Source organism: Pseudomonas sp., from assembly GCF_040514055.1.
Lineage (GTDB): Bacteria > Pseudomonadota > Gammaproteobacteria > Pseudomonadales > Pseudomonadaceae > Aquipseudomonas.
The window spans coordinates 60065-80289 of record NZ_JBEVDL010000074.1; the positions used below are offsets into that span (position 1 = coordinate 60065).

13 protein-coding genes are annotated in these 20225 nt (G+C 62.9%); 2 read left to right on the top strand and 11 right to left on the bottom strand.

Annotation, left to right across the window (positions count from 1 at the left end):
* Positions 1–261: 261 nt before the first annotated feature.
* The 3 genes from ABWY06_RS19425 to ABWY06_RS19435 form a co-directional block, all read right to left on the bottom strand.
* Positions 262–1839, bottom strand: coding sequence for an ATP-binding response regulator (locus ABWY06_RS19425; protein ID WP_353927220.1), 1578 nt, complete (start codon positions 1837–1839; stop codon positions 262–264).
* A 19-nt stretch (positions 1840–1858) separates the two neighbouring features.
* Entirely contained in the window at positions 1859–3007 is a 1149-nt protein-coding gene (locus tag ABWY06_RS19430; RefSeq protein WP_353927221.1) for a response regulator, read from the bottom strand.
* A 108-nt stretch (positions 3008–3115) separates the two neighbouring features.
* Positions 3116–6793 carry a response regulator gene (locus ABWY06_RS19435; RefSeq protein ID WP_353927222.1) on the bottom strand — a complete coding sequence of 1226 codons (3678 nt, stop codon included), beginning with the start codon at positions 6791–6793 and terminating at the stop codon, positions 3116–3118.
* 403 nt (positions 6794–7196) lie between these two features.
* Between ABWY06_RS19435 and ABWY06_RS19440 the strand changes: the two genes are divergently transcribed.
* Entirely contained in the window at positions 7197–7823 is a 627-nt protein-coding gene (locus ABWY06_RS19440) for a glutathione S-transferase family protein (RefSeq protein ID WP_353927223.1), read from the top strand.
* A 259-nt stretch (positions 7824–8082) separates the two neighbouring features.
* Here the strand turns inward: ABWY06_RS19440 and ABWY06_RS19445 are convergent, their stop codons facing one another.
* From ABWY06_RS19445 to ABWY06_RS19480, 8 genes are all read right to left on the bottom strand, one after another.
* Positions 8083–9108, bottom strand: a complete 1026-nt coding sequence (locus tag ABWY06_RS19445) for an FkbM family methyltransferase (protein WP_353927224.1) — start codon at positions 9106–9108, stop codon at positions 8083–8085.
* Between the two features lie 605 nt (positions 9109–9713).
* Complete coding sequence (locus tag ABWY06_RS19450) at positions 9714–11189, bottom strand: hypothetical protein (protein ID WP_353927225.1); 1476 nt, start codon at positions 11187–11189, stop codon at positions 9714–9716.
* Positions 11186–12454, bottom strand: a complete 1269-nt coding sequence (locus ABWY06_RS19455; protein ID WP_353927226.1) for a glycosyltransferase family protein — start codon at positions 12452–12454, stop codon at positions 11186–11188. Before ABWY06_RS19455 ends, ABWY06_RS19450 begins: the two co-directional genes overlap by 4 nt.
* Positions 12451–14022, bottom strand: coding sequence for a glycosyltransferase (locus ABWY06_RS19460; protein ID WP_353927227.1), 1572 nt, complete (start codon positions 14020–14022; stop codon positions 12451–12453). Before ABWY06_RS19460 ends, ABWY06_RS19455 begins: the two co-directional genes overlap by 4 nt.
* 71 nt (positions 14023–14093) lie before the next feature.
* Entirely contained in the window at positions 14094–15827 is a 1734-nt protein-coding gene (locus tag ABWY06_RS19465) for a hypothetical protein (RefSeq protein ID WP_353927228.1), read from the bottom strand.
* Entirely contained in the window at positions 15806–16516 is a 711-nt protein-coding gene (locus tag ABWY06_RS19470; protein ID WP_353927229.1) for a sulfotransferase family protein, read from the bottom strand. The genes ABWY06_RS19465 and ABWY06_RS19470 overlap by 22 nt, the downstream gene beginning before the upstream one ends.
* 3 nt (positions 16517–16519) lie before the next feature.
* Entirely contained in the window at positions 16520–17851 is a 1332-nt protein-coding gene (locus tag ABWY06_RS19475; protein ID WP_353927230.1) for an ABC transporter ATP-binding protein, read from the bottom strand.
* Positions 17841–18671, bottom strand: a complete 831-nt coding sequence (locus ABWY06_RS19480) for an ABC transporter permease (RefSeq protein WP_353927231.1) — start codon at positions 18669–18671, stop codon at positions 17841–17843. The genes ABWY06_RS19475 and ABWY06_RS19480 overlap by 11 nt, the downstream gene beginning before the upstream one ends.
* Before the next feature lie 474 nt (positions 18672–19145).
* Between ABWY06_RS19480 and ABWY06_RS19485 the strand changes: the two genes are divergently transcribed.
* Positions 19146–19970 (top strand): AIM24 family protein, encoded by an 825-nt coding sequence (locus ABWY06_RS19485; protein ID WP_353927232.1) that lies wholly within the window; start codon positions 19146–19148, stop codon positions 19968–19970.
* The last annotated feature ends 255 nt before the right edge of the window (positions 19971–20225 follow it).

Sequence of the window (20225 nt, forward strand, 5' to 3'; positions counted from 1 at the left end):
TTCCCGCGAAGGCGGGAACCCAGGTGTGCCGAAGTCCTTGGCTACCCGCCCGCACGGGTATCAAGGGGATTTCAAGTTAACCGTCGTTCCCGCGAAAGCGGGAACCCAGGCGCGCCGAACCGTCTGATACCCGCCTGTGCGGTTATACCGGGGACTGTTGATTCACCGTCGTTCCCGCAAAAGCCGCGAACCTAGATACGCCAATTCTCTGGATACCCGCCTACGGGGTATGACAGCTCTCTGTGGCCACGGGCTATGCCATTAACCCGCCGCACGCGCACGTGGCGCAACCATTTCGACGCCTGGCAGCGTCAGCACCAGGCAAGTGCTGTCCTCCAAGTCGTTGACCTGCAGCTCGAGGCTGCCGCCCTGGGCCTCGGCCAGTTTCTTCGCCGAGTAGGTCCCCAGACCGCTGCCGGTCTTTTTGCCTTGGCTGGCATATTTGTCGAAGAAAAAGGGGCGGAAGTTCTCGGGTACCGCCGTCTGGTTCTCCATGCGTAGGCACAGCTGTTCGTCCTGTTCCAGCAGCAGGCGTACCCGGCTGCCTTCCGGGGCCGCTTCGCAGGCGTTCTTCAACAGGTTGTTCAGCAGCGAGTAGCACAGGCTCTCGTCGCCCCAGGCGTGCGCCGGCTCGCCGCGGCCGAGCTCCGGCAGGCGCAGCTCGATCACCAGCGCCTTGGCCTGATAGGTCAGCCGCGCCGCTTCCACCAACTTGCCAAGCATGGGTGCCAGCGCCACGGCAGTCGGCTCTAACTCGAAACGCCCGGCTTCGATGCGGTACAGCTGCGCCGACAGATCCACCAGCCCCAGCAATTGTTGCCCGTTGTCCTGCAACAGGCTGAGGATGTGCCGTTGCCCGGGCAGCAGGTTGCCCCCTTCGAGCAGGCTGCTGGCCAGCCCGAGGATATTGCTGATCGGCCCCTTCAAATCATGCCGCCCCACCTGCTCGGCCTCTTCGCGCAGGCGTGCCAACTCCAGCAGGTCGTCATATTCGGCTTGTGTCCGGCAATGCCGTTCGACATGCCGCAACAGATTGCCGACTCGCCGCTGCAGCAGCTGCGGGTCGATCGGCTTGTGCACGAAATCCACGGCCCCCAGCTCCAGGCCGCGTTGCCGGGATTCGGCGTCGGTGCGGGCGGTGACGAAAATCACCGGAATATGGCTGGCCTGAGGATGGCTGCGCAGCCGCCTGGCCAGCTCGAAGCCGTCCATGTCCGGCATCATCACGTCGAGCAACAGCAGATCCGGTGGGTCGTCCGAGGTGCAGATGGCCAGGGCGCCTTCGCCCCCCTGGGCCACCCGCACCCGGTAATCCTGCATAAACAGGCCGGAAATCAGGCTGAGGTTGTCCGGCATATCGTCCACCACCAGCAAGGTGGCGCGCTTGCGTTTGGCCTTGAGCGGCTGCGCCGCCAGCTCGGGCTTGACCTCGGCCGCGGGCAAGGGCCGGTAGCGCGGCCGATGCTGCATGGCCCGCGCCAGGTGCTGGCCCAGGTGCTGCGTGTTGTAGGGCTTGACCAGGATGCTGCTGACGCCATGGGCAATCACCTGGGCGATCTGCTCACGTTCGCAGTCCGCCGTGATCATGATAAACGGCAGGTGCGCGATACGCTTGTCGCCGCGCACCTTGAGCAACAGCTCGAAGCCCGTCATCACCGGCATATTCCAGTCGGAAATGATCACGTCGACCCGCCGGGTGGCCAATAGCTTCAGGGCCTCCAGGCCGTTGTTGGCCAGCAGTATTTGACGTGCGCCGAGCATGGTCAGCTGGCTGCTGTTGATCTTGCGCATGGAGTCTGCATCGTCGACGACGAGGAAAACGGTTTGGTCGGTGATCATCGGCGGTTCCTCTAATTGGTCAGGCCTTGAGCTGTGGCTCGGCGCTAATCTGCGCGGCCTTGGCCTGCAGGGTTTCGTCGGTGTCGGCGTAACGCCGGGCGATGTCCTTGAACTCTTCCTCCAGGCCAAGGAAGGCCTCCACCACAGCCGGGTCGAAATGCGTGCCACAGCCCTCGCGGATAATCGCCACCGCCTTTTCGTGGGGCATTTCCGGCTTGTACACGCGCCGGCTGATCACCGCGTCGTAGACATCGGCCACCGCCATCAGGCGAGCGCTCAGGGGGATCGCTTCACCGCGCATACCCTGCGGGTAGCCGCTGCCGTCCCACTTCTCGTGATGGCAGAGTGCGATTTCCTTGGCGATACGCAGGAAGGCCATCGGCGCACCATGCAGCTCCTCGGCGTGTACCAGCGCCTGATAGCCCAGGCGCGAATGCTGCTTCATCACCTCGAATTCGTGCGGCTCGAAGCGCCCCGGCTTGAGCAAGATATGGTCGGGAATACCGACCTTGCCGATATCGTGCAGGGGCGCCGACTTGTACAGCAGCTCGATGGTGCGCTCGTCCAGCTCAACCGCGAAGCGCGGCTGCTCACGCAGCCGATAAGCCAGGGTACGGACATAGTTCTGGGTACGGCGCAGGTGATTACCCGTTTCGTTGTCGCGGGTCTCCGCCAACGAGGCCAGCGCCAGGATGGTGACATCGTAGACATCCTGCAGCTCGCGGGTACGCTGCTCCACTTCCAGGTCCAGCGCGGCGTTGCGGCTGCGCAAGCGGTCGGCGGCCGCCTTCAGGCGCAGCTGGCTGTTCACGCGCGCCAGCAGCACGCTGGGCTCGAAAGGTTTGCTCAGATAGTCGGTGGCGCCCAGGTCCAGGCCATGCCGCTGGTCCTCGGCCTGATCCTTGGCCGTCAGGAACAGCACCGGGATGTCGGCAGTCAGCGGATCCTGTTGCAACCGGCGGCAGACTTCATAGCCATCCATACCCGGCATCATCACATCCAGCAGCACAAGATCCGGCGAATTGCGCCGAGCGATCTCCAGCGCCTTCTCGCCACTGGAGGCCACCCGCAGGTGGTAGTGCGGACGCAGCAATTGGCTCATCAGCAACAGGTTCTCGGGGACATCGTCGACCACCAGCAGGGTGGCCTTGCGCTCGTTTATGGTCATCTCTTCACCTCCAGGACCGGTGGCCGATTGGCTAAGACCATTGAGGCATGCCAGCCACTTGCCCCGCTCTGAATAAGCCTGAATCCTGCTGAAATCCCCTGAAGACCCTTAATCCGCAAGGCCGGCGACGGCCGCGTCGAGGTAGGCGTGCGCCTGGTCAAAGTCGAATTTCTCCAGCGCCGCGGCCAGGCGCGCCACCTGCGTTGGAAACGCGGCGCGCAACAGTGGGGCATGCTCGGAGTAACAGGACAGCGCCTCGGCATCGTAGTCCGCCAGCAGCGCCGACAGGCGCTCGCAGGCCGAGCGCAGCCGCGACTCGTCGACTTCCGTGGCAATCTGCTGCGCCGGCTCGTGCAGCTGCCGCAGGTTCTCCAGCAACGGCTGCAGTTCAGCCGCCAACGCCAGCAACAGGGGTTGGGTGCCATTGCCGCCGCCGGTATGGTTCAGGTGCTGCTCCAGTTCGTCCGCCGCCCTGGCCACTGCTTCAGCACCTATGGTCGCGGCCACCCCTTTGCAACTGTGGGCCAGGTGCTCGGCCGCGGCCACGTCGCCTTGGCGCAAGGCATCGTCCAGCTGTGCCAACAGGCTGTCCTGACCGGAGAGGAACAGGTTAAGCAGTTGTCGATAAAGCGCCTCATCACCCAGGGTGCGCCGCAGGCCGGCCGCCACGTCTACACCCTCGATACGCAGGGCGGACGTCGACTGCGCGGGCTGTGGTTGACTCCAGTGCTGGCCCAACCAGTGTTGCAGCACGCGGCGCAAGGTCTGCGGCTCGAACGGCTTGCTGATGAAATCGTTCATCCCGGCCGCCTGGCAGGCTTGACGATCCTCGGGCCGCGCGTTGGCGGTCATGGCGACCACCGGCAGCTCGGCCAGTTGCGGTCGCTGGCGCAGCTCGCGGGTGGCGGCGAGGCCGTCCAGCACCGGCATTTGCATGTCCATAAACACCAGGTCGTAATGCCTGCTCTCGAGCAACGCAAGGGCCTCGCGGCCGTTGCCGGCGATATCCACCGCGCAACCCATGGCACGCAACAGCTCGGCCGCGACCTGCTGGTTCAGTTCGTTGTCCTCCACCAGCAACACACAGGCGTCCAACGGCGCCCCCTGGGTCAGCGCGGCCAGCGCCGGCGCTTCCTCAAGCAGCGGTCCCTGGGCCAACTGCAGGCGGGCGGTGAAACTAAAGGTGCTGCCCTGGCCGGGGTAGCTGCGCACCGCCACATCGCCGCCCATCAACATCGCCAGCTGTCGGGCAATGGCCAGGCCGAGTCCGGTCCCGCCATAGCGTCGGGTAGTCGAGGCATCCGCCTGTTGGAAACTCTGGAACAACCGCGCGCACTGCTGTTCGCTGAGGCCGATACCGGTATCGCTGACGGCGAACTCCAGGCACAGCCCCTGCGCGCTGGACTCGCGCAGCGCCACGGCCACCTCGATGCGCCCCCGCTCGGTGAACTTGACCGCGTTGCTCAAGTAGTTGAGCAGTATCTGGCGCAGGCGCAGCGGGTCGCCATGCAGCTGGTCCGGCACTTGCGGCATGACCCGTACACTCAGGTCCAGCCCTTTACCGAGGATGCGCTCCTGCAACAGATCGGTCGCTTCCTGCAGCAGGCGCTTGAGACTGAAGTCCTGGGTATCGAGCTGCAGCTTGCCGGCTTCTATCTTGGAAAAATCGAGGATGTCGTCCAGCAGGCCGAGCAGGTGACGGCTGGAGCTCTGCACCTTGCTCAGGTAATCGCGCTGGCGTTCGTCCAACCCGGTCGCCAGGACCAGGTGGGTCATGCCGATGATGGCATTCATCGGCGTGCGTATCTCGTGGCTCATATTGGCCAGAAACTCGGCCTTGACCCTGGCCGCTTCCTCGGCCAGCTCACGCGCCTCGCGCATTTCCTTGGCGGCGGCCTGTTGCAAGGTGGTGTCCTGCACGGCCCAGACCGAGCCCTGACTCAGGTCGCCCGGGCTTACCGCACGGGCACTGAGGGCGGCCCAGAACAGGCTGCCGTCCTTGCGCTTCACGGGAAACTCGCGGCGGAAGGTCTCCCCCTCATGCAGCAATTGGCGAATGTCGAGGATCTCCTCCCGCGACGTCGCCTCGGTCATCCAGATGGTCGGCGACTGGTACAACAACTCGTTTTCGGCGTAGCCGAACAGCTGATGCAAACTGGAGTTGGCCTGCACTATGAGTTCCCCGCGGATAAAGGCAACGCCATAGGGCGCCGCCATCAGCATCGCGCGCTGTTGCTCGTGGGCCTGTTGCAGGTGTCGTTCATGCTGCTTGCGCAGGCTCAGGTCGCGGATCACCACGCACAGGGACTGGCTCTCTTCGCCTAGCACCGGCAGCGCCGACAGGCGTATCTCGATGGGAAACTCGCTGCCATCGAAGCGTCGCGCGATGCCTTCGCCGACATGGATGGACGCGGGGTCGGCATTGAACGCCTGCATCAGCCCGGACAGCGGCTGGCGCCACTCGCTCGGCACCAGTTCCTTGAAATGAATGCAGTGCATCCCCCCTTCGGGGTAACCGAAGATCCGCTCGCCTTCGAGGTTGGCCAGAACGATCAGCCCCCGCTCGTCGCACACCAGCATGCCGTCTGGCGCGGCCTCGACAATGCTGCGGAACCAACGTTCGGTGGCCACCACCATGCTCCGCTGGCTCTCCAGTTGCTGAGCCTGGAGGCGTGCCTGCTGCAACAACTCGCGCTTGCGCTCGCGCTGGACCAGCAGGCTCCACCAGGCGCAAATGGGCTCCTGCAGGGCATCCAGCAGCTCCAATTGCCGGGCGTCCGGGCGCTGCGCCAGGCACAGGTCGATCACGCCCTGTTGGTTGCTGCCGTGCAACAACGGCAGCTGGAAACGCGAGTGCGCGCAGTCGACGGCCACTGTGGGTTCCTGCTCGCTGAAACCGACGCTGGATGCCGGTAGCCACTGCAACAGGCGCTCGCTCAAACGGCCGACGAACGCCGCCCGGTCGGGACTGGACTGCAGCTCCTGGGCCAGCTCGGCGAGACGATCCTTGGCCCACTGCTGGCTGAGAATCCGCTGGTTGACCTTGCGGTAGGCATCCAGGGCACGGGCCAGGGAGCCCAGTTCGTCGGCCCGCTGGCAATCAACCAGGGCACCGGTGTCTTCGCCCGCCAGCAGTCGGGTGGTCTGCTCCGTCAGCACGCGCAGCGGCTTGAGCAGCTTGAACTGGATAAAGACCTGCACCAATACTACGTAGACCATGCTCAGGCCCAGCATCAAGGCGGCCAGATGCTTGGCCTCGCGGGCTTGGGCGATGGAATCGGCCACCAGGCGGTTCTGTCGGTCAGTGCTAAGGGCCGCGAACTCGTCCAGTAGCGCAGTAACCTCCACCTCGCTTTCCACGTAAATCTGTTGCTGCAAGGTTCCGCTGCGTCCCTCGGACTGCCGTTCGGCGATGGCCTGGCGCTCCAGCGCCAACTGCATGCTGTCGAGGTCATCGACTTGGCGCAGCAGGCGCTGCTCCATCGGCGACAGGTCCTTGGTCCGTAGTTGCTTGACTACCGTGCTAATGCCTCCGGCTTCGAGCCGCTGATGGTAGTGCTCAAGGTAAGACGCGTCGCCGGAGATCATGTAGAGGCGGGCGAACTGCGTCATGCCGCGGTTTTCGGCCAGTAACCGCAAGCTGAGGCTGATCACCTCGGCGCGCTGCTGGCCCATGCGCAGGCTTTGCTGGCTGTATCGTTCGGCCTGCCACACGCAGACCAGGCAGGCAGTGCCGATAAGCAACATACCGGCCGCCAGCCATTTGCTAAGTCGATCGAGCCTCATGGAGTCGTTCCTCGGTGCGTCAGCGGAGGACTGGGGTCGGCCCTCCAAGGGTGGTGTATTGATCGCAGAACTCCAGCCCAGGCGCTCTGAACTCTTATGAAGACTCATGAATGGCGCTGAAAAGTGCTGAGGGCGTTAAACACGCGGGGATGCTCGAGGGGGCGGAGTGACTTAGCCCGGGGGTGAGGGGTCCGGGTCAAACGGGGGTCAAACGGGGTGGTCAAACGGGGTCGGAGTGAATTAGCCCGGGGTTGGAGGGGCGGTATCAATCACTGCGCCGCGACGGCGTGCGCTTGTCCAGACTGGTGATAATGCTGAAATATCACCGCGAATCCGCGCGCTTTCACAGACCCGGAGCCTGGGCTGACCTACCCTGTCAGCTCTTCCAACTTGGGATACCGTCATGAATCAGCGCCATGTCACCCTGTTCCACTCGCCGCATTCGCGCTCCGTAGGGGTACACGCCCTGCTCGAGGAGCTGGGTGCGGATTTCGAGTTGCAGGTTCTCGATCTGAACAAAGGGCAGCAGCGCGAAGCCGCGTACCTGGCGATCAACCCGATGGGCAAGGTCCCGGCGATCCTGCATGGCGATGCGCTGGTCACCGAACAGCCGGCCGTGTACCTGTACCTGGCTGACCTCTATCCGGAAGCGGGCCTGGCCCCTGCCATTGGCGACCCGCTGCGCGGGCCTTACCTGCGCTGGCTGGCGTTCTACGGATCGTGTTTCGAACCGGCCATCGCGGACAAGGCGAACAAAACCGCTCCTGCCCCGCCTTCGATGTCGCCCTATGGCGACTTCGACACCATGTTCAATACGCTGCTAGGCCAGCTGCAACCGGGCCCTTACCTGCTGGGCGAACGCTTCAGCGCCGCCGACATTTTATGGGGAAGCGCGCTGGCCTGGATGGTGGCCTTCGGTCTGGTCCCGCCGTTACCGGTATTGACCACCTATATCGAGGCCATCAAGCGTCGCCCGGCCGTGCAAAAAGCCGCCGCCCGGGACGCCGAGTTGGCGGCGGCACAGGGCTAGACGCCCCCCAAGGCGCAGCAGCCACGTGCCGACTTTGGCCGACACCGGCCGCGGCGGTACTTTCGCACACTGCCTACGCCGCGCTTTGCAGGGTGTCGCCGGCCTGTCCCACCCAGCCAGTCGGGGTGCATACAGAAGTCTCGGCGGGTGGTCAACTGACCCTCGCGGTTGGAGGCCAAATGCGAACCGCCGGTGCAGCCGTTCACCGCGATCGCTGTAACTAGAGGGGGGGAACCGGCGTACTGTCACGGTTAAATGACTACGACCCCTTTATCTTTGCAAAGGCCTGTTTGAGCTCGTTCTCCTTTTGGTCAAATGCCTGTCGCAGGGCCTTGTAGGCCTGTGCGGCGTCGCCGAGGGCCCGATCCTTGGCTTCGAGCAAGGCCTGCAGCTCGCACGTCTCGCGGACGTGTTCGAAGTCCAGACCCAGGCGCTTGCGGACATCCGTGGCACCCAGTACCTCGCGCAGGTACTGCGGCTTGTGCAGGAGCAGCAAGGCCAGGGCATCGAGACTGTCTATAAGGGGGAGCTCGAAGTGCTCCAGGCGCGCGGCGAACTGCTCGAAAGCCCGTGACGGGATAAGCAACAACCCCACTTCCCGTGCGGAACCGAACACATTTACCGCTGATCGAGCATAGTTGTCCGGGTTGAACGCAGCCACATTGACGCCATAGACCAGGTAGCCGTGCTGCTCGGCCCATGGCAGCAGGCCCAGGCTGCCCGCAAGCGAGTTGACCTCCAGGAAGATAACCGGCTGCTCACGTGTGATGGTGCACTCCGCACCGCGTAGCAGCTGCAACTCCATCCCCTCCACGTCCACCTTTATCAGGTTGACCCTGGCGATGCCGATGTCGTCCAGTGCCCGAACTGGCACGGTAGCCACGCTGGCTCCCGCACTCCCCGCCATGGTGGCGCTTGCACGATTGAGCAGCGAGTCGTCCACCTGCAGGGCGCAGCTTTGGCTCATGGCGCCGATACCGAGGTTGAATAGCTGGATATTGCCCAGCGGAGCCATCCGGGCATTGTGTTGCAGCACACTGAAACTGCTTGGGTTGGGCTCGAACCCATAGACCAGTCCATCAGACCCCACCCGCTCGGAAAAGGCGCGGGTGTGAGTGCCCAAATAGGCACCGGCATCCACCACAGTGTCTCCTGGGCCGATAAAGGCACACAGCAGGTCGATTTCCCGCTGAGCCCACTCTCCATAACGACGCAAGGAGTCGGAGATCAGATCTGCTTCGGTAAGGATGTACAGGTCGCCGTAGCGCGACTGGATTAGTTCCATTGCCGTTTCTTGGATCTGTCCGCTCATAAGGTAACTCTCGATAATCAACGGCTAGGGAGCCGCACGATGCCCAGCTTAGGGTCGTTGCAGAAGACCCGCTTGTATGAGAACCCCTACCCGGCGGCTTTCGGCCAACGGCCTGTGCCCGACGTTCAGAGTCGCCCGATGCGGTTTCCACGCCTGGCGCTTGCACCAACCCTCGGCGCGCCAGCTGCATGGGGCCTTACGGGATCGGCCAGTGGCCCCGAGCGTAGCACGCCCGTAAGGGTCGTAGCGGGGCTCCACGGCAGTAGACATGCTTCTGCGCCGTGCCATTGGTCTCGACTGCCCCTCGCGGTGGGACGCCATCGGGCGCACAAAGCTCGAGCCGCCGGTACCCAGCCTCGGCAACAGTTCGCCAGGTTCGGGCCCAGGCCGTTGGCGCCGGCAATTTTCGGGATAACGCTGGATGCTCATTGCATGTCCTAATAGGCCTCAGTTAAAGGCTTGAGGGTGCCTGCGAAACCCAGAGCGTTTCATAGCCTTGTGACCAGTAGATGCCGCCAAGGTGATCTGGCTTGTCAGCGCTGCGCAGATGGCGATATCGCCATTCCATAAGGTGCGCCTCAAAGGCCGACTTGCCTGGGTTCGGCGAGGCCAGCTGCAGGCTGCCGAGTCCCGCCCAACAGCACTATCAGTGCAAGCAGCATCACCAAGGGAATGGCCCCGAACAGATACCTGAAGTCAGCGGCAATTGCAGTGGGCAGATAGGAGGCGTACATCGTCAGCGTCGCAATGGCGATCAAGATGCCAATCACCGACAGGCGTTTAGGCAGACGTGCGCACGCCCCGCAGATCATGATCACACCCAACATCGCTAACCAGAACGCATGACGATAGATCGGGGAGGAGAAATGATAGCGGGCCAGGTCATAAATCAGCTGAGTACGCTGGGTACGTCCCTCTTCCATTCCGATTTGGCGCAGATAGCCCGCATTGCCTTCGATGCCAATATGAATAGGTAAGGTCCCTTCGATCCCATCAAGTCCCATCAACTTGGAAAATACCGCGATCCTGTGGGCCAGGTACGCATTGGGGTTCTGCTTGAGCATGGCCCACCAGGCACTTTTCATTTCCTCGTGGGTCAATCGCCCCGTCCAGGCCTGGACGATCGGCGTGTGGGAGAGCGTGTCGACACGTTCGGGCGTGTAAACGGCCCGCACCGCGCTCAATTGTGCCTGGGTTATCGGCAGCACGTATTCGTCGGCAGGCCGTGGCGAATGGCTGACCATACCGGCCAGATCGAATGTCATAAGGCTGCGAAGGCCCAGGGTGGTGCCATCGGTGGCGGGCGGTTTGATGCTCGTTTCGACCTGGTGCTGCAGGGTTGTCACCATCGCCAGGAACACAGCGATAACGGCGATGCTGATGCAGATACCCTGGCGCCTACGCGCTGGCCATAGCGCAGCGATCACGGCCAGGACCATGATGGGCACCATAAACACACCCTGCTGCCGAGTCAGCAGCGCAGCGGACAGCAGCATAAGCGCGGCCAGGCCACACAGAGCACGTCGATAGACCGAGCCGACGCTGGCAGCAATGGTAAAGGCGCCGCCAGCACTCAGAAGCGACGCGAACAAGACGTCCTTCCAGACGATGCCGGCATACAGAAACACCAAGGGATTCAAGACCACCGCCGCCGCCAGGACGACACGCCAGGCCGGTAAATGGCCCAACCCGCGTGCTGTTCTCCATTGGGCAATGGAAAACGCCGCCAGCGCAAAGCCGCCGTACAGCAGCCCCGTATTGATCAGCACCAGCAGCGCGGTTGCGACCGAGCCTCCACCCAGCCAGCGCAACAGCGCCGACATAAACGGCGGGTTGAAGCTGATGGACTGCCCCGTAAAGGCTTCATACAACTGGATGCTGCTGTCCATCGAGACCTGTCCGGGCACCTGCAGCGCCATACTCAGGCACGCCAGTGCGCAGGCGATAAGCGCCACAAAGGTTGCGGCCGTGCCTGGCGCAAGGATGCTCACGCCGGCCATGCGCGGAATCAGCGATCTCGCCATCGCACGCGTTGACGACCCATCCAGGTTCATTTCGATACGCGCCTCAGGACACCGGCAACGCCTTCGGTGCGCAGGATTTCCCAGGCGCGCTTGGCCAATTTCACGCCATGCAGGGGGTTGTCCAGGGCATTGCCCATATGTTCGCGCACGCGGCTGCTGCTCAGCATCGGCTTGGTGCCACCGGCCTGGTAGCCGGGCGTCAGTGCGCGACTGATGCGCACCATTTCTTCGGTCGCCGTCTCTTTGTTGAACAGGCCCGGATACTCACAGCGCCCCTGGGATTCCCACCAGCCTTTATAACCACCGCCTTCGATGGCGAAGGGATCCGGGAAGGCCCGCTGCAAATCCAGCCGCTCACGGTAGATAAGGCGTGCGGGTTTGGAGATGGTGCTGCCATCGTCGAAATGCGAGAAGGCCCAGACCACCTGGCTGAGCGGGTCCTTGCCAAGTTCCTCGATCAGCTCGCTGTACCAGCGTATCAAGGCATGCACTGCGCCCTGCCGGCCAGCATTCTTGCTTGCCATGATGCGGTGATCACCGCTGTCGAACCCGGTGAAGTGATAGAAACCCAGCGGCTCACCGTCGACCATGATCTGATCCGGCAACTGGCCGGTGACGGTTCTATTGGTCATGTTCCAGGGCGCGACGTTCAGGCGTGGCGTGCGCAGGATGCAGACGCCTTCAAAAAAAGCCGGCACCAGGTCGATCCAACGCTGGTCGGTGAACAACCCATTGTGGGTTTCGGCACGGCAGAAGTAATACAGGCGCTCTGACCACCAACGCGCGAACTGCTTGCCAACGTCGGTAGGCGCAACGGCAAGAAACCCCAGGTTGTAGATGCCGTGCTTGAGGCTGGCGATCTCGTTGTCCATCACCCCCGAAAGTGTCGGGTCGGGAATGGTCAGGTGCGGTGTCAGCGCGATATTCGATTGGCCGATGGCATCCACCACGTCCTGTAACGGCGAAAACAGAACGGTATCCGGGTCGAGGTAGATCACCGCTGCACAGTCGTCACGCTCCAGCAGCCGTGCCAGCAGGAAAGGTTTGATGGCCGTCGACAGCTCGACGATGCTGTGGCAGAACGCCCAGCTGCGTGCATTGGCAATGCCCAGGCTGTCCAGTGGATGGACCTCGTCGAAGCAGTCGCTCGACAGGTCCAGGCCCGCCGGTATTTGGTCCGAGAGCGCCAGGTGCACGACCCAGTCGGGATGGAATCGTCTGATCGATTCGACCAGCGCCCGCGCCTTCGGCACATAGTTGCAGGCTGCGCTGGTATAGACATGGATCTTTTTCAAGTAAGTACCTTCAGGCGCAGAGGCTTTAGATGGCGATCAAATGCGATGAGCTCCTGGAGCAGCCCCGGCCCGTCCTGGCGCGAGGATACCCAGCCGGCCCGCAGGCTGCGAGCCAGATCGGCCTGGGCACCCAGGTCCAGGCACAGGAGCGGAAGCCCTATCGAGACGATTTCATGGGCGACGAAGGAAAACGTCTCGGGACAGATGGACGGCAGCAAGGCGATGTCGATCCGGTGCTGCTCGACCAGGTCCGGCAGTGCATCGCGCCGGTACGGCCCGGTTTGCTCGACTACCTCGGGGGGGCAGCAGGCATCGATATTGCCCACCACCACGATGCGGATGTTTGCACCGGCATCGACAATGGCCTTGGCCAGATCGGCTACGACTTGGGCGCCCTTGTGTTGCAGGATCGAGCCGATCACACCCACCGTCAGGCACGCCCGCTCCCGCCTTGGCGGGCGTATGGGGCGCAGGGGCTCGATCGGGTGTGGCCGCAGGGTCATACGCCCGGTGATAAACGGATAGGCGCGTGCCAGCAGGTGCCGGGTCGACTCGGAGAAACAGCGCACCTCATCCGCAGCCTCGAGGGCTTCGCCCCACATCATGCGCCAGCGTTCGATGGAGCGTTCGCCAGCCAGGGAGACAAAGCCGTCCTCATGTTCGGGCAGGCAGGTCTGGCAACGGTCCATCGAGGGCACGCCGCAGAACTGTCCCTTGCTGTCGAGCAGGAAGGGGGAAGGACAGACCAGGAAGTACTCGTGCATCGCCACCACCAGGCGAGTCCCGAAGCGGCGCTTGAGGGCCATTACCAGGTGCTGAACCTGCTCTACCCGGGGGAAGGAAACCGCACAGTTGAAGAAGATTTCCGTAAGCGTCGCGTCCGCCAGGATGCCGATCAATTCGTCGAGCCGCTGCAGCGTCAGTACGAGCTTGTGCTTGCGCTGGAGCACCTCGATAAAGGGGACCATTGTCGCGAGACGAAAACTGAGCAGCACGACGGTGTCGCCCTCCGCCACCCAACTGGACACCACTCGCTCGCGAAACAGGTTGGCGCCTCCGCCCATGGAGTGATCGATCACCAAGCGACAACGCCGCCCCTTCAGCGCTGCCGCCAGGGTGCGGTCGCTCGCGTCGGCCGGTTTGGTGCGTTGCCGTACCTGGCGCAAGACTTTATGGAACAGCTCGCCGATTCTGCCCTGGCGAAGGTGCGCCAGGGCCCGTCTGAACAAGTAGCGACGCTCAGCCGCCCGCGTCGAACCGTTCGCCGAAGGGAGGTGGCCGAGCAGGTCCAGCGCCGTGCATTGCAGGCCGCCATCGGCCATTTCAAAGACCAGTTCGGCCCTTTCTGGCGCTTCCTCACCCCAACCCGCCATAAACATAAAGCCCGCGTGGGCGGCCTGGGGATAGTCGGGGAACGCCGCGGCAACGTCTTCCCGGGCACGCTCCATCGATAGCCGCACAGAGCTGACTCGACCATCGCCGAACTGCAGGCGAAGCGTACCGCGTACGATAGTGCCGGCACGGTCCAGCGCCCAGCCGAAACCAAAAATGGCGTGGGCGTCGTGCACGGCATTGTCGATCTGGCATATGAATGTGGGCGCCGAGGACGCCGCTTGAGGGGGATCGCCAAGGGGCTGGATCATTTCAAATCGCTCGCGCGCTCCAGCTCGGCCAAACGCGCCAGGGCGAGCTGTTCCGCCCGAGCCAAGGCCTCGGTGGTGTGCCCGAGCTGTTGGTCGAGTGCGTGCAGACGCTGAAGCCGTTCCTCGGCCAGGCATTCGAGTTGGGAAAATCGCTTGGCCCATGCCTGCTCGCGCCCGTCCATGGCCTGTTCCACCAACTGCCAGCGCTCGCTGCGCGCCCGCAGTTCTGCATCCAGTGCCTCCACCTCAACCAGGCGCTGCCGGGCCAGTGTTTCAGTGGCCGCCAAGGCGTCCGAGGTGCATTTGAGTTGGGCGTCCAGTGCGGCTATCTGCTCGAGCCGCACCACGGCCAGCTGTTCGCTGGCAGCGAGCCCCTGGCTGATTGCCGTCAGCCTGGCATCCGCCATCGCGGCTTGGCGATCGCCTGCGAAGATCGCTTGCTCCAGCTCAGCCAGACGTTCCAGGGCGAGCTGTTCTGCCTGAGCCAAGGCCTCGGTGGTGTGCCTGAGCTGTTGGTCGAGTGCGTGCAGGCGCTGTAGCCGTTCCTCGGCCAGACCTTCGAGTTCGGAAAAGCGCTTGGCCCAGGCCTGCTCGCGCGCGTCCATGGCCTGTTCCACCTGGCTCCAGCGTTCGCTGCGCAGCTGCAGTTCCCGATCCCGCGCCTCGACTTCAGCCAGGCGTTGCCGGGCCAGCGTGTCCGTGGCCGCCAGGGCGTTCGAGGTGCATTTCAGTTGCGCGTCCAGCGAGGCAATCTGCTCGAGCCGCAGCAGGGCCAGCTGTTCGCTGTCGGCGAGTCCGCGGCTGATTGCCATCAGCCTGGCGTCCATCTCCGAGGCTTGGCGATCGCCTGCGAAGAAGCGCTGCACGGCTTCCAACTCGGGTTTTATGTCGTGCTCGAAGGCATTTCGGATGGCCAGCCATTCGGGTGCCTGCAGCCATTCAGGCGCGAATCGCCGGTTGCACGCAGTGGTCCGCCAGTAGTTATAGGCGCGCAGGATCAGGGGATGAAGGCGAGTCGCCCGGGCGTCTGCACTGCGCGCCAACTGCGGGGCGATAAAGTCATTGGCGAAGCGCTCGATGGCGCCCTCGCCCGGAGAAAGTCCAAGCCATTTCCCCAGCTCGCCAAGGTGTAAAGCCGGCTCGCTCAGCACATCGGCGAAGTCGATCAATCGGCTGTCCGTGGCGGTCTGCAGGTAGTCCAGAGCCCCCAGCAGGTGGGTGAACCACAGCCAGCCCGCACGCCGTATGGCTATTCCGTCACGGCGTGCCAGGGAGTCGGCGACCTCGGCCGGGTGACGCAGGACCAGCAACATCCTGGGCCTCACCTGCAGCGCGGCGAAGACCGGCTGCCAGAACGGTGCCAGCAGGCACAGCCGCGGGTCCTTGAAACCCCAGGCCAGCGTGCCCGCGTACAGCTCCTGGAGTAACGCCGCAGCCGGTGCGGCCTGCCCGGACCAAGGGGCTTGCAGTGCCGGGGCCGGCGGCAGGGGTGAGTCCCAGCGCACGCCCTGCAGGTCCAGCAGCTGGTTGTTGAAGGCGACGATTCGTCGCTCTTCGAAATAGCCCTTGGGATTCCACTTATCGGCCGGCACCAGCGCATCGCCCATGACCACGCCGAGGCGCTCCAGGCAGGCGGCCACGGCGCTGGTGCCGCTGCGATGCATGCCGAGCACCAGCACGCCATTGTCGTTCAGTGTGCGCTCGCCGTTCATGGCTGGACCTGCTTCCACGCCGAGAAGTCCTCGCCCAGCAGGCGGCCCAGTGCATCGATCCTGTCCGCATACAGTGTCAACAGCACCTCCCGCAAAGCCGGGCGCAGGGCATAGCCAGGGCCTTCGAATACCGGCTTGGCCAAGGCGTCGCGATCGGCCTCGGTGAAAAATGCATCCAGGCCGATGTGTGCCAGCACCTGGTTGGCGAAGGCCACCGGCTCACGGAACACCTCTTCATAGCGGGCAATCAGGAAACGCTCCCGGGGATAGAACGAGAACCAGTGTTCCAGGCACCTCGCATAGTCCCCGCGCAGCCGGGAGCCCGCGGACCTGAAGTGATCGATAAACCACTGATCGGAGGCTTCCGGATAGCGCATTTCCGCCCTCAATACCGCCATTCGCGCGGCGGACCAGGCACGCTCCATGGGGTTACGGATCAGGAAAATGAGTGGCAGCGACGGGAAGTGGGCGTGAATCCGGCGGATGACGTCCCGCGGCAGGATCGCATAGGCCGGCGTGATATCGCCGTTGCAGCGGCGGTCGTCGGGGAACTGCGCTTTGTACCAGTCCTCCCCCTGGGCCAGCTGCGCATCCCAGTAGTGAACCTCCTTGCCGCCGGGGAACGCGATCGATGGATGGCGGCTCAAGGTCGCGTGGAGCCAGCTCGTGCCGCTTTTCTGCGCACCGATGCAGATAAAATTCAACATGGATTACTCGTCCAACGACCAGTGCGGATTGCAGGAAAAGTCCACGCTGCCGAGCCCGAAACCGGTGTTGTCGGGATTGACCCGAAAGCACAGTGCGTCCAACACCCGATGAAGGTGCTGGAAACCCTCGCCACAGTCACCGGATACACCCGCGTTGAGGAAGTAGACGCCTTCGTTCAAGCGACAGGTGAAACGGTATTCGACTGAAAGGACCGAACCGGCGGCGATGGCCGGAATGCCATTGGCGATCTGCCTGGCGGAAGTGGCACCACCGAGCTCCACGCCCGTTGTGGTTTTCAGCAGCATACCGAAGCGGACATGGCTCGCGTCCCGTTCGAAATGAACGCGGTACCGGTAGCGATAGGTGTCGCCGGTCTTCAGACAGTTCACCTTCTGGCCCTGGGCGTTGTACAGCTCGGGATCACTGATGCGGGCACCCTGTGACTCATAGGCAAGCACGGCCTGGGACACCAGGTGCGGGTCGAGCCAGTCTGGCGTCGATGGGCTGGCAAGCGGCGCAGTCGGGCTGGTCGGCGTCGAATCGGCATGCAGCGTTACCATGCCCGAGAGGATCTGCTCGCGCAAGAGCGCGGCCTTGTCTGCCGGGGCATTGAGCAACCGCTGGTAGTGGGCGATCACCGTTTTGGGAGGGCCCTCGGTGAGTTTTCTGCCGCCATCCAGCAGGATGGCACGGTCGCAGAGGCCCAGGATGGTATTGCTGGCGTGGGAGACGAAGAGAATGGTCGCGCCGCGTGCCTTGATTTCCTCGATCCTGGCGTAGCACTTGCGCTGGAAAAGCTCGTCGCCCACCGCGAGCGCCTCGTCGACGATCAGGATCTGTGGGTCGACATGGATGGCTACCGCGAACGCCAGCCGGACCAGCATGCCGCTGGAATACAACTTTACCGGCTGGTCGATAAACTCGCCGATGTCGGCGAACGCCGCGATGGCGGCAAAGCGCTCGGTGGTTTGCGCATCGGACAATCCCAGCACGGACGCATTCATATAGACATTCTCGCGACCGCTGAACTCGGGCTTGAACCCCGCCCCCAACTCAAGCAGCGCCGCCACTCGCCCGCAGATGGACACCTCGCCTTCGGAGGGCGTCAGCGTTCCGCAGATGATCTGCAGCAGGGTCGACTTGCCGCTGCCATTGCGACCGACGATGCCAACGGTCTCGCCCTTCTGGATGACGAAGGAAACACCTTCGAGAGCCGGGAATTCCTTGAAGAGCTGCTTTCGGCGAAACACCTGCAGCAGCCGCGCACGCTGGCTGTCGTAGATGCGAAAGCGCTTGCTGATGCCGCTGACGCTGATGGCGATTTCAGAGCACATCGGCGAACCCCGTACGTGATTTCTGGAAGCAGGCGAACCCTGCCCAGAACACCAGCAACGCCAGTGCCCAATACACCAGCAGTCCAGCAAAATCGGGCATCTGTGCCCAGATCAGCACCGCGCGGGCCTGCTCGATCACGAACGTCAGCGGGTTAGCCATGATCAGGGGGTGCAGTGTCCGCGGAATGTTCTCGATGGGGTAGAACACCGGCGAGAGGAACAACAGAACGGTGGTGATGATCGAGAGGGTCTGCCCCACATCGCGATAACTGGCGCCCAGCGCCGCCAATGCCCAACCCAGGCCCAGCGAAAGCAGCACCAATGGAAAAATGACCAGCGGAAAGAACACGGCATGCCAGTCGGGCAGCCCCACGCAGACCAGGTAGAAAAGTAACCAGGCCAGCAGGCTGACCAAGGCATGGAAAACCGCTGCTCCCGCCACCACCACCGGCAGGACTTGCAGTGGGAAGACCACTTTCTTCACGTAGTTGAGGTTGTCCGGAATCGATGTCGCCGAGCGACTGAGAATCTCGGAGAACAAGCCATGCACGATCATTCCGATAAACAGGATGATGGCGAACATCATTCTGCTCTCGCCCTCGTACAGCCCCCAGCGCGCCTTGAAGGCGATGGAAAAGACAAAGGTGTAAACGCTCAACATCAACAGGGGGTGGACGAGGGACCAGCCCAGCCCGAGTACGGAGCCCTTGTAGCGGCCGACCACTTCGCTGCGGATCATTCGCCCGATAAGCTGGCGAGAGCGCCACAAGCTGACCAGCAAGGCAGGTAACGATATCGAGTGTCGAGCGTGAGGATTCATTCCTGCTCCCTTGTTGTAAGAAAGCGCGAACGCCTCCCCGGGCGCCCAGACTTCAGGAGCCGGCTAGTCTATGCCATCGGCGTAAGCCCCTCAATCGAGCCATCAAGGTCCGACAAAACCGTGCTCCGGGCGATGCACCCTGCCGTGCCCGGATGAGTTGGCCACTGCAGGTGAGTGCAGTTGATCCAACCCATCCGACCATGGCTGCAGCATCTGGGGGTGTCTTGTACCTCATCCGCAGCTAGCGACATTCGGGCACCTTATGAGAAGGACGGCACGAGAGCTGGCTGGTGGGTGCCGCGTCATATCTCTTGAGCTGCTATACCGCTGGATCGAACTGAACCTGCTGGCGATGCCAGGACTGAGCAGCCAGACGAGTCCAGACAAGGCAAAATACTTTAATCTGTGCACGCCACCTGTTGCCTGCCAACCAAGCGCCCCATGCCCAAGCCCCCTCGATGCTAGGAAGTAAGAATGAACGAATTGGATCTCTTTGATGTGGTCGAAACCGAACGATCGCCCGGTGCGGTTTTCGAGGTGGTGCAGTACAAATCCCTGAAAGGCTCAGATGACCTGAACGTCGCGGAGAAAGTGTTTTTCGCCAACCAGGCCGCTATCCATTTGAAAATGGTCAGGATCACCCTGGACAACAGCCAGGTACTGATCGAGCCCGGCGCGCTGTATTTCATGAAAGGCGACCTGCAATTGGAGTCGGCCATGCAAGGCGGCATGGCCAAGGGGCTGATGCGCAAATTCATGACCGGCGAAACCCTGTTCCAATCACGGATCAAGGGCAGCGGCGAGATCTACCTGGAGCCGACCTTCGGCCATTACCTGCTCTTCAATATCGACAACGACGCCCTGATCTTCGACAAGGCCGCCTTTTACTGCGGTTCGGGCAACCTGGAAGTCAGCGCAAAAATGCAAAGCAATGTGTCCAGCGCCTTGTTCGGCGGCGAGGGGTTTTTTCAAACCCAGGTCAAAGGCTCGGGAATAGTGGTCCTTAACTCGCCGGTGCCCGTCGCCGAGCTGCTGATGTACGAATTGGCCAAGGGCGAGAAGCTTTCGGTGGATGGCGACTTCGCCTTTGTCAGGACCGCCAGTGTGAGTTTCCAGGCGGAAAAATCAGGAAAGTCCCTGTTTCAGTCGGTCACCAGCGGCGAGGGTTTGCTGCAGACCTTCACAGGCCCCGGGGTGATCTGGCTGGCCCCGACCCAGGCGGTGTACGCCAAACTGAAAATGGCCAACGGCTTCTCCACCCTGACGCGCAACCAAGGCAGCATGGGTACCAAGACCTAGAGCCTGTCGACCCTGTGCGCACGGCCGCGCCTGCGCCCGATTGCGGGATTTGGTCACGCCCAATAAGCGACGCGTAACGCCATATCCCGCCCAACCAGGCCAGGCCCTTTGGGTTGCGCGCAAATGCGCCCCATGCGGCGTTGCGGGAGCACAGCTGGTCTTATCTGGCGGTGATCCTCGACCTGCACTCCCGCCGGTGGCCACCGAGATGGCCCACGCCAGGACGCTCACAGCTTTATTCGTATGAAAGGTTGT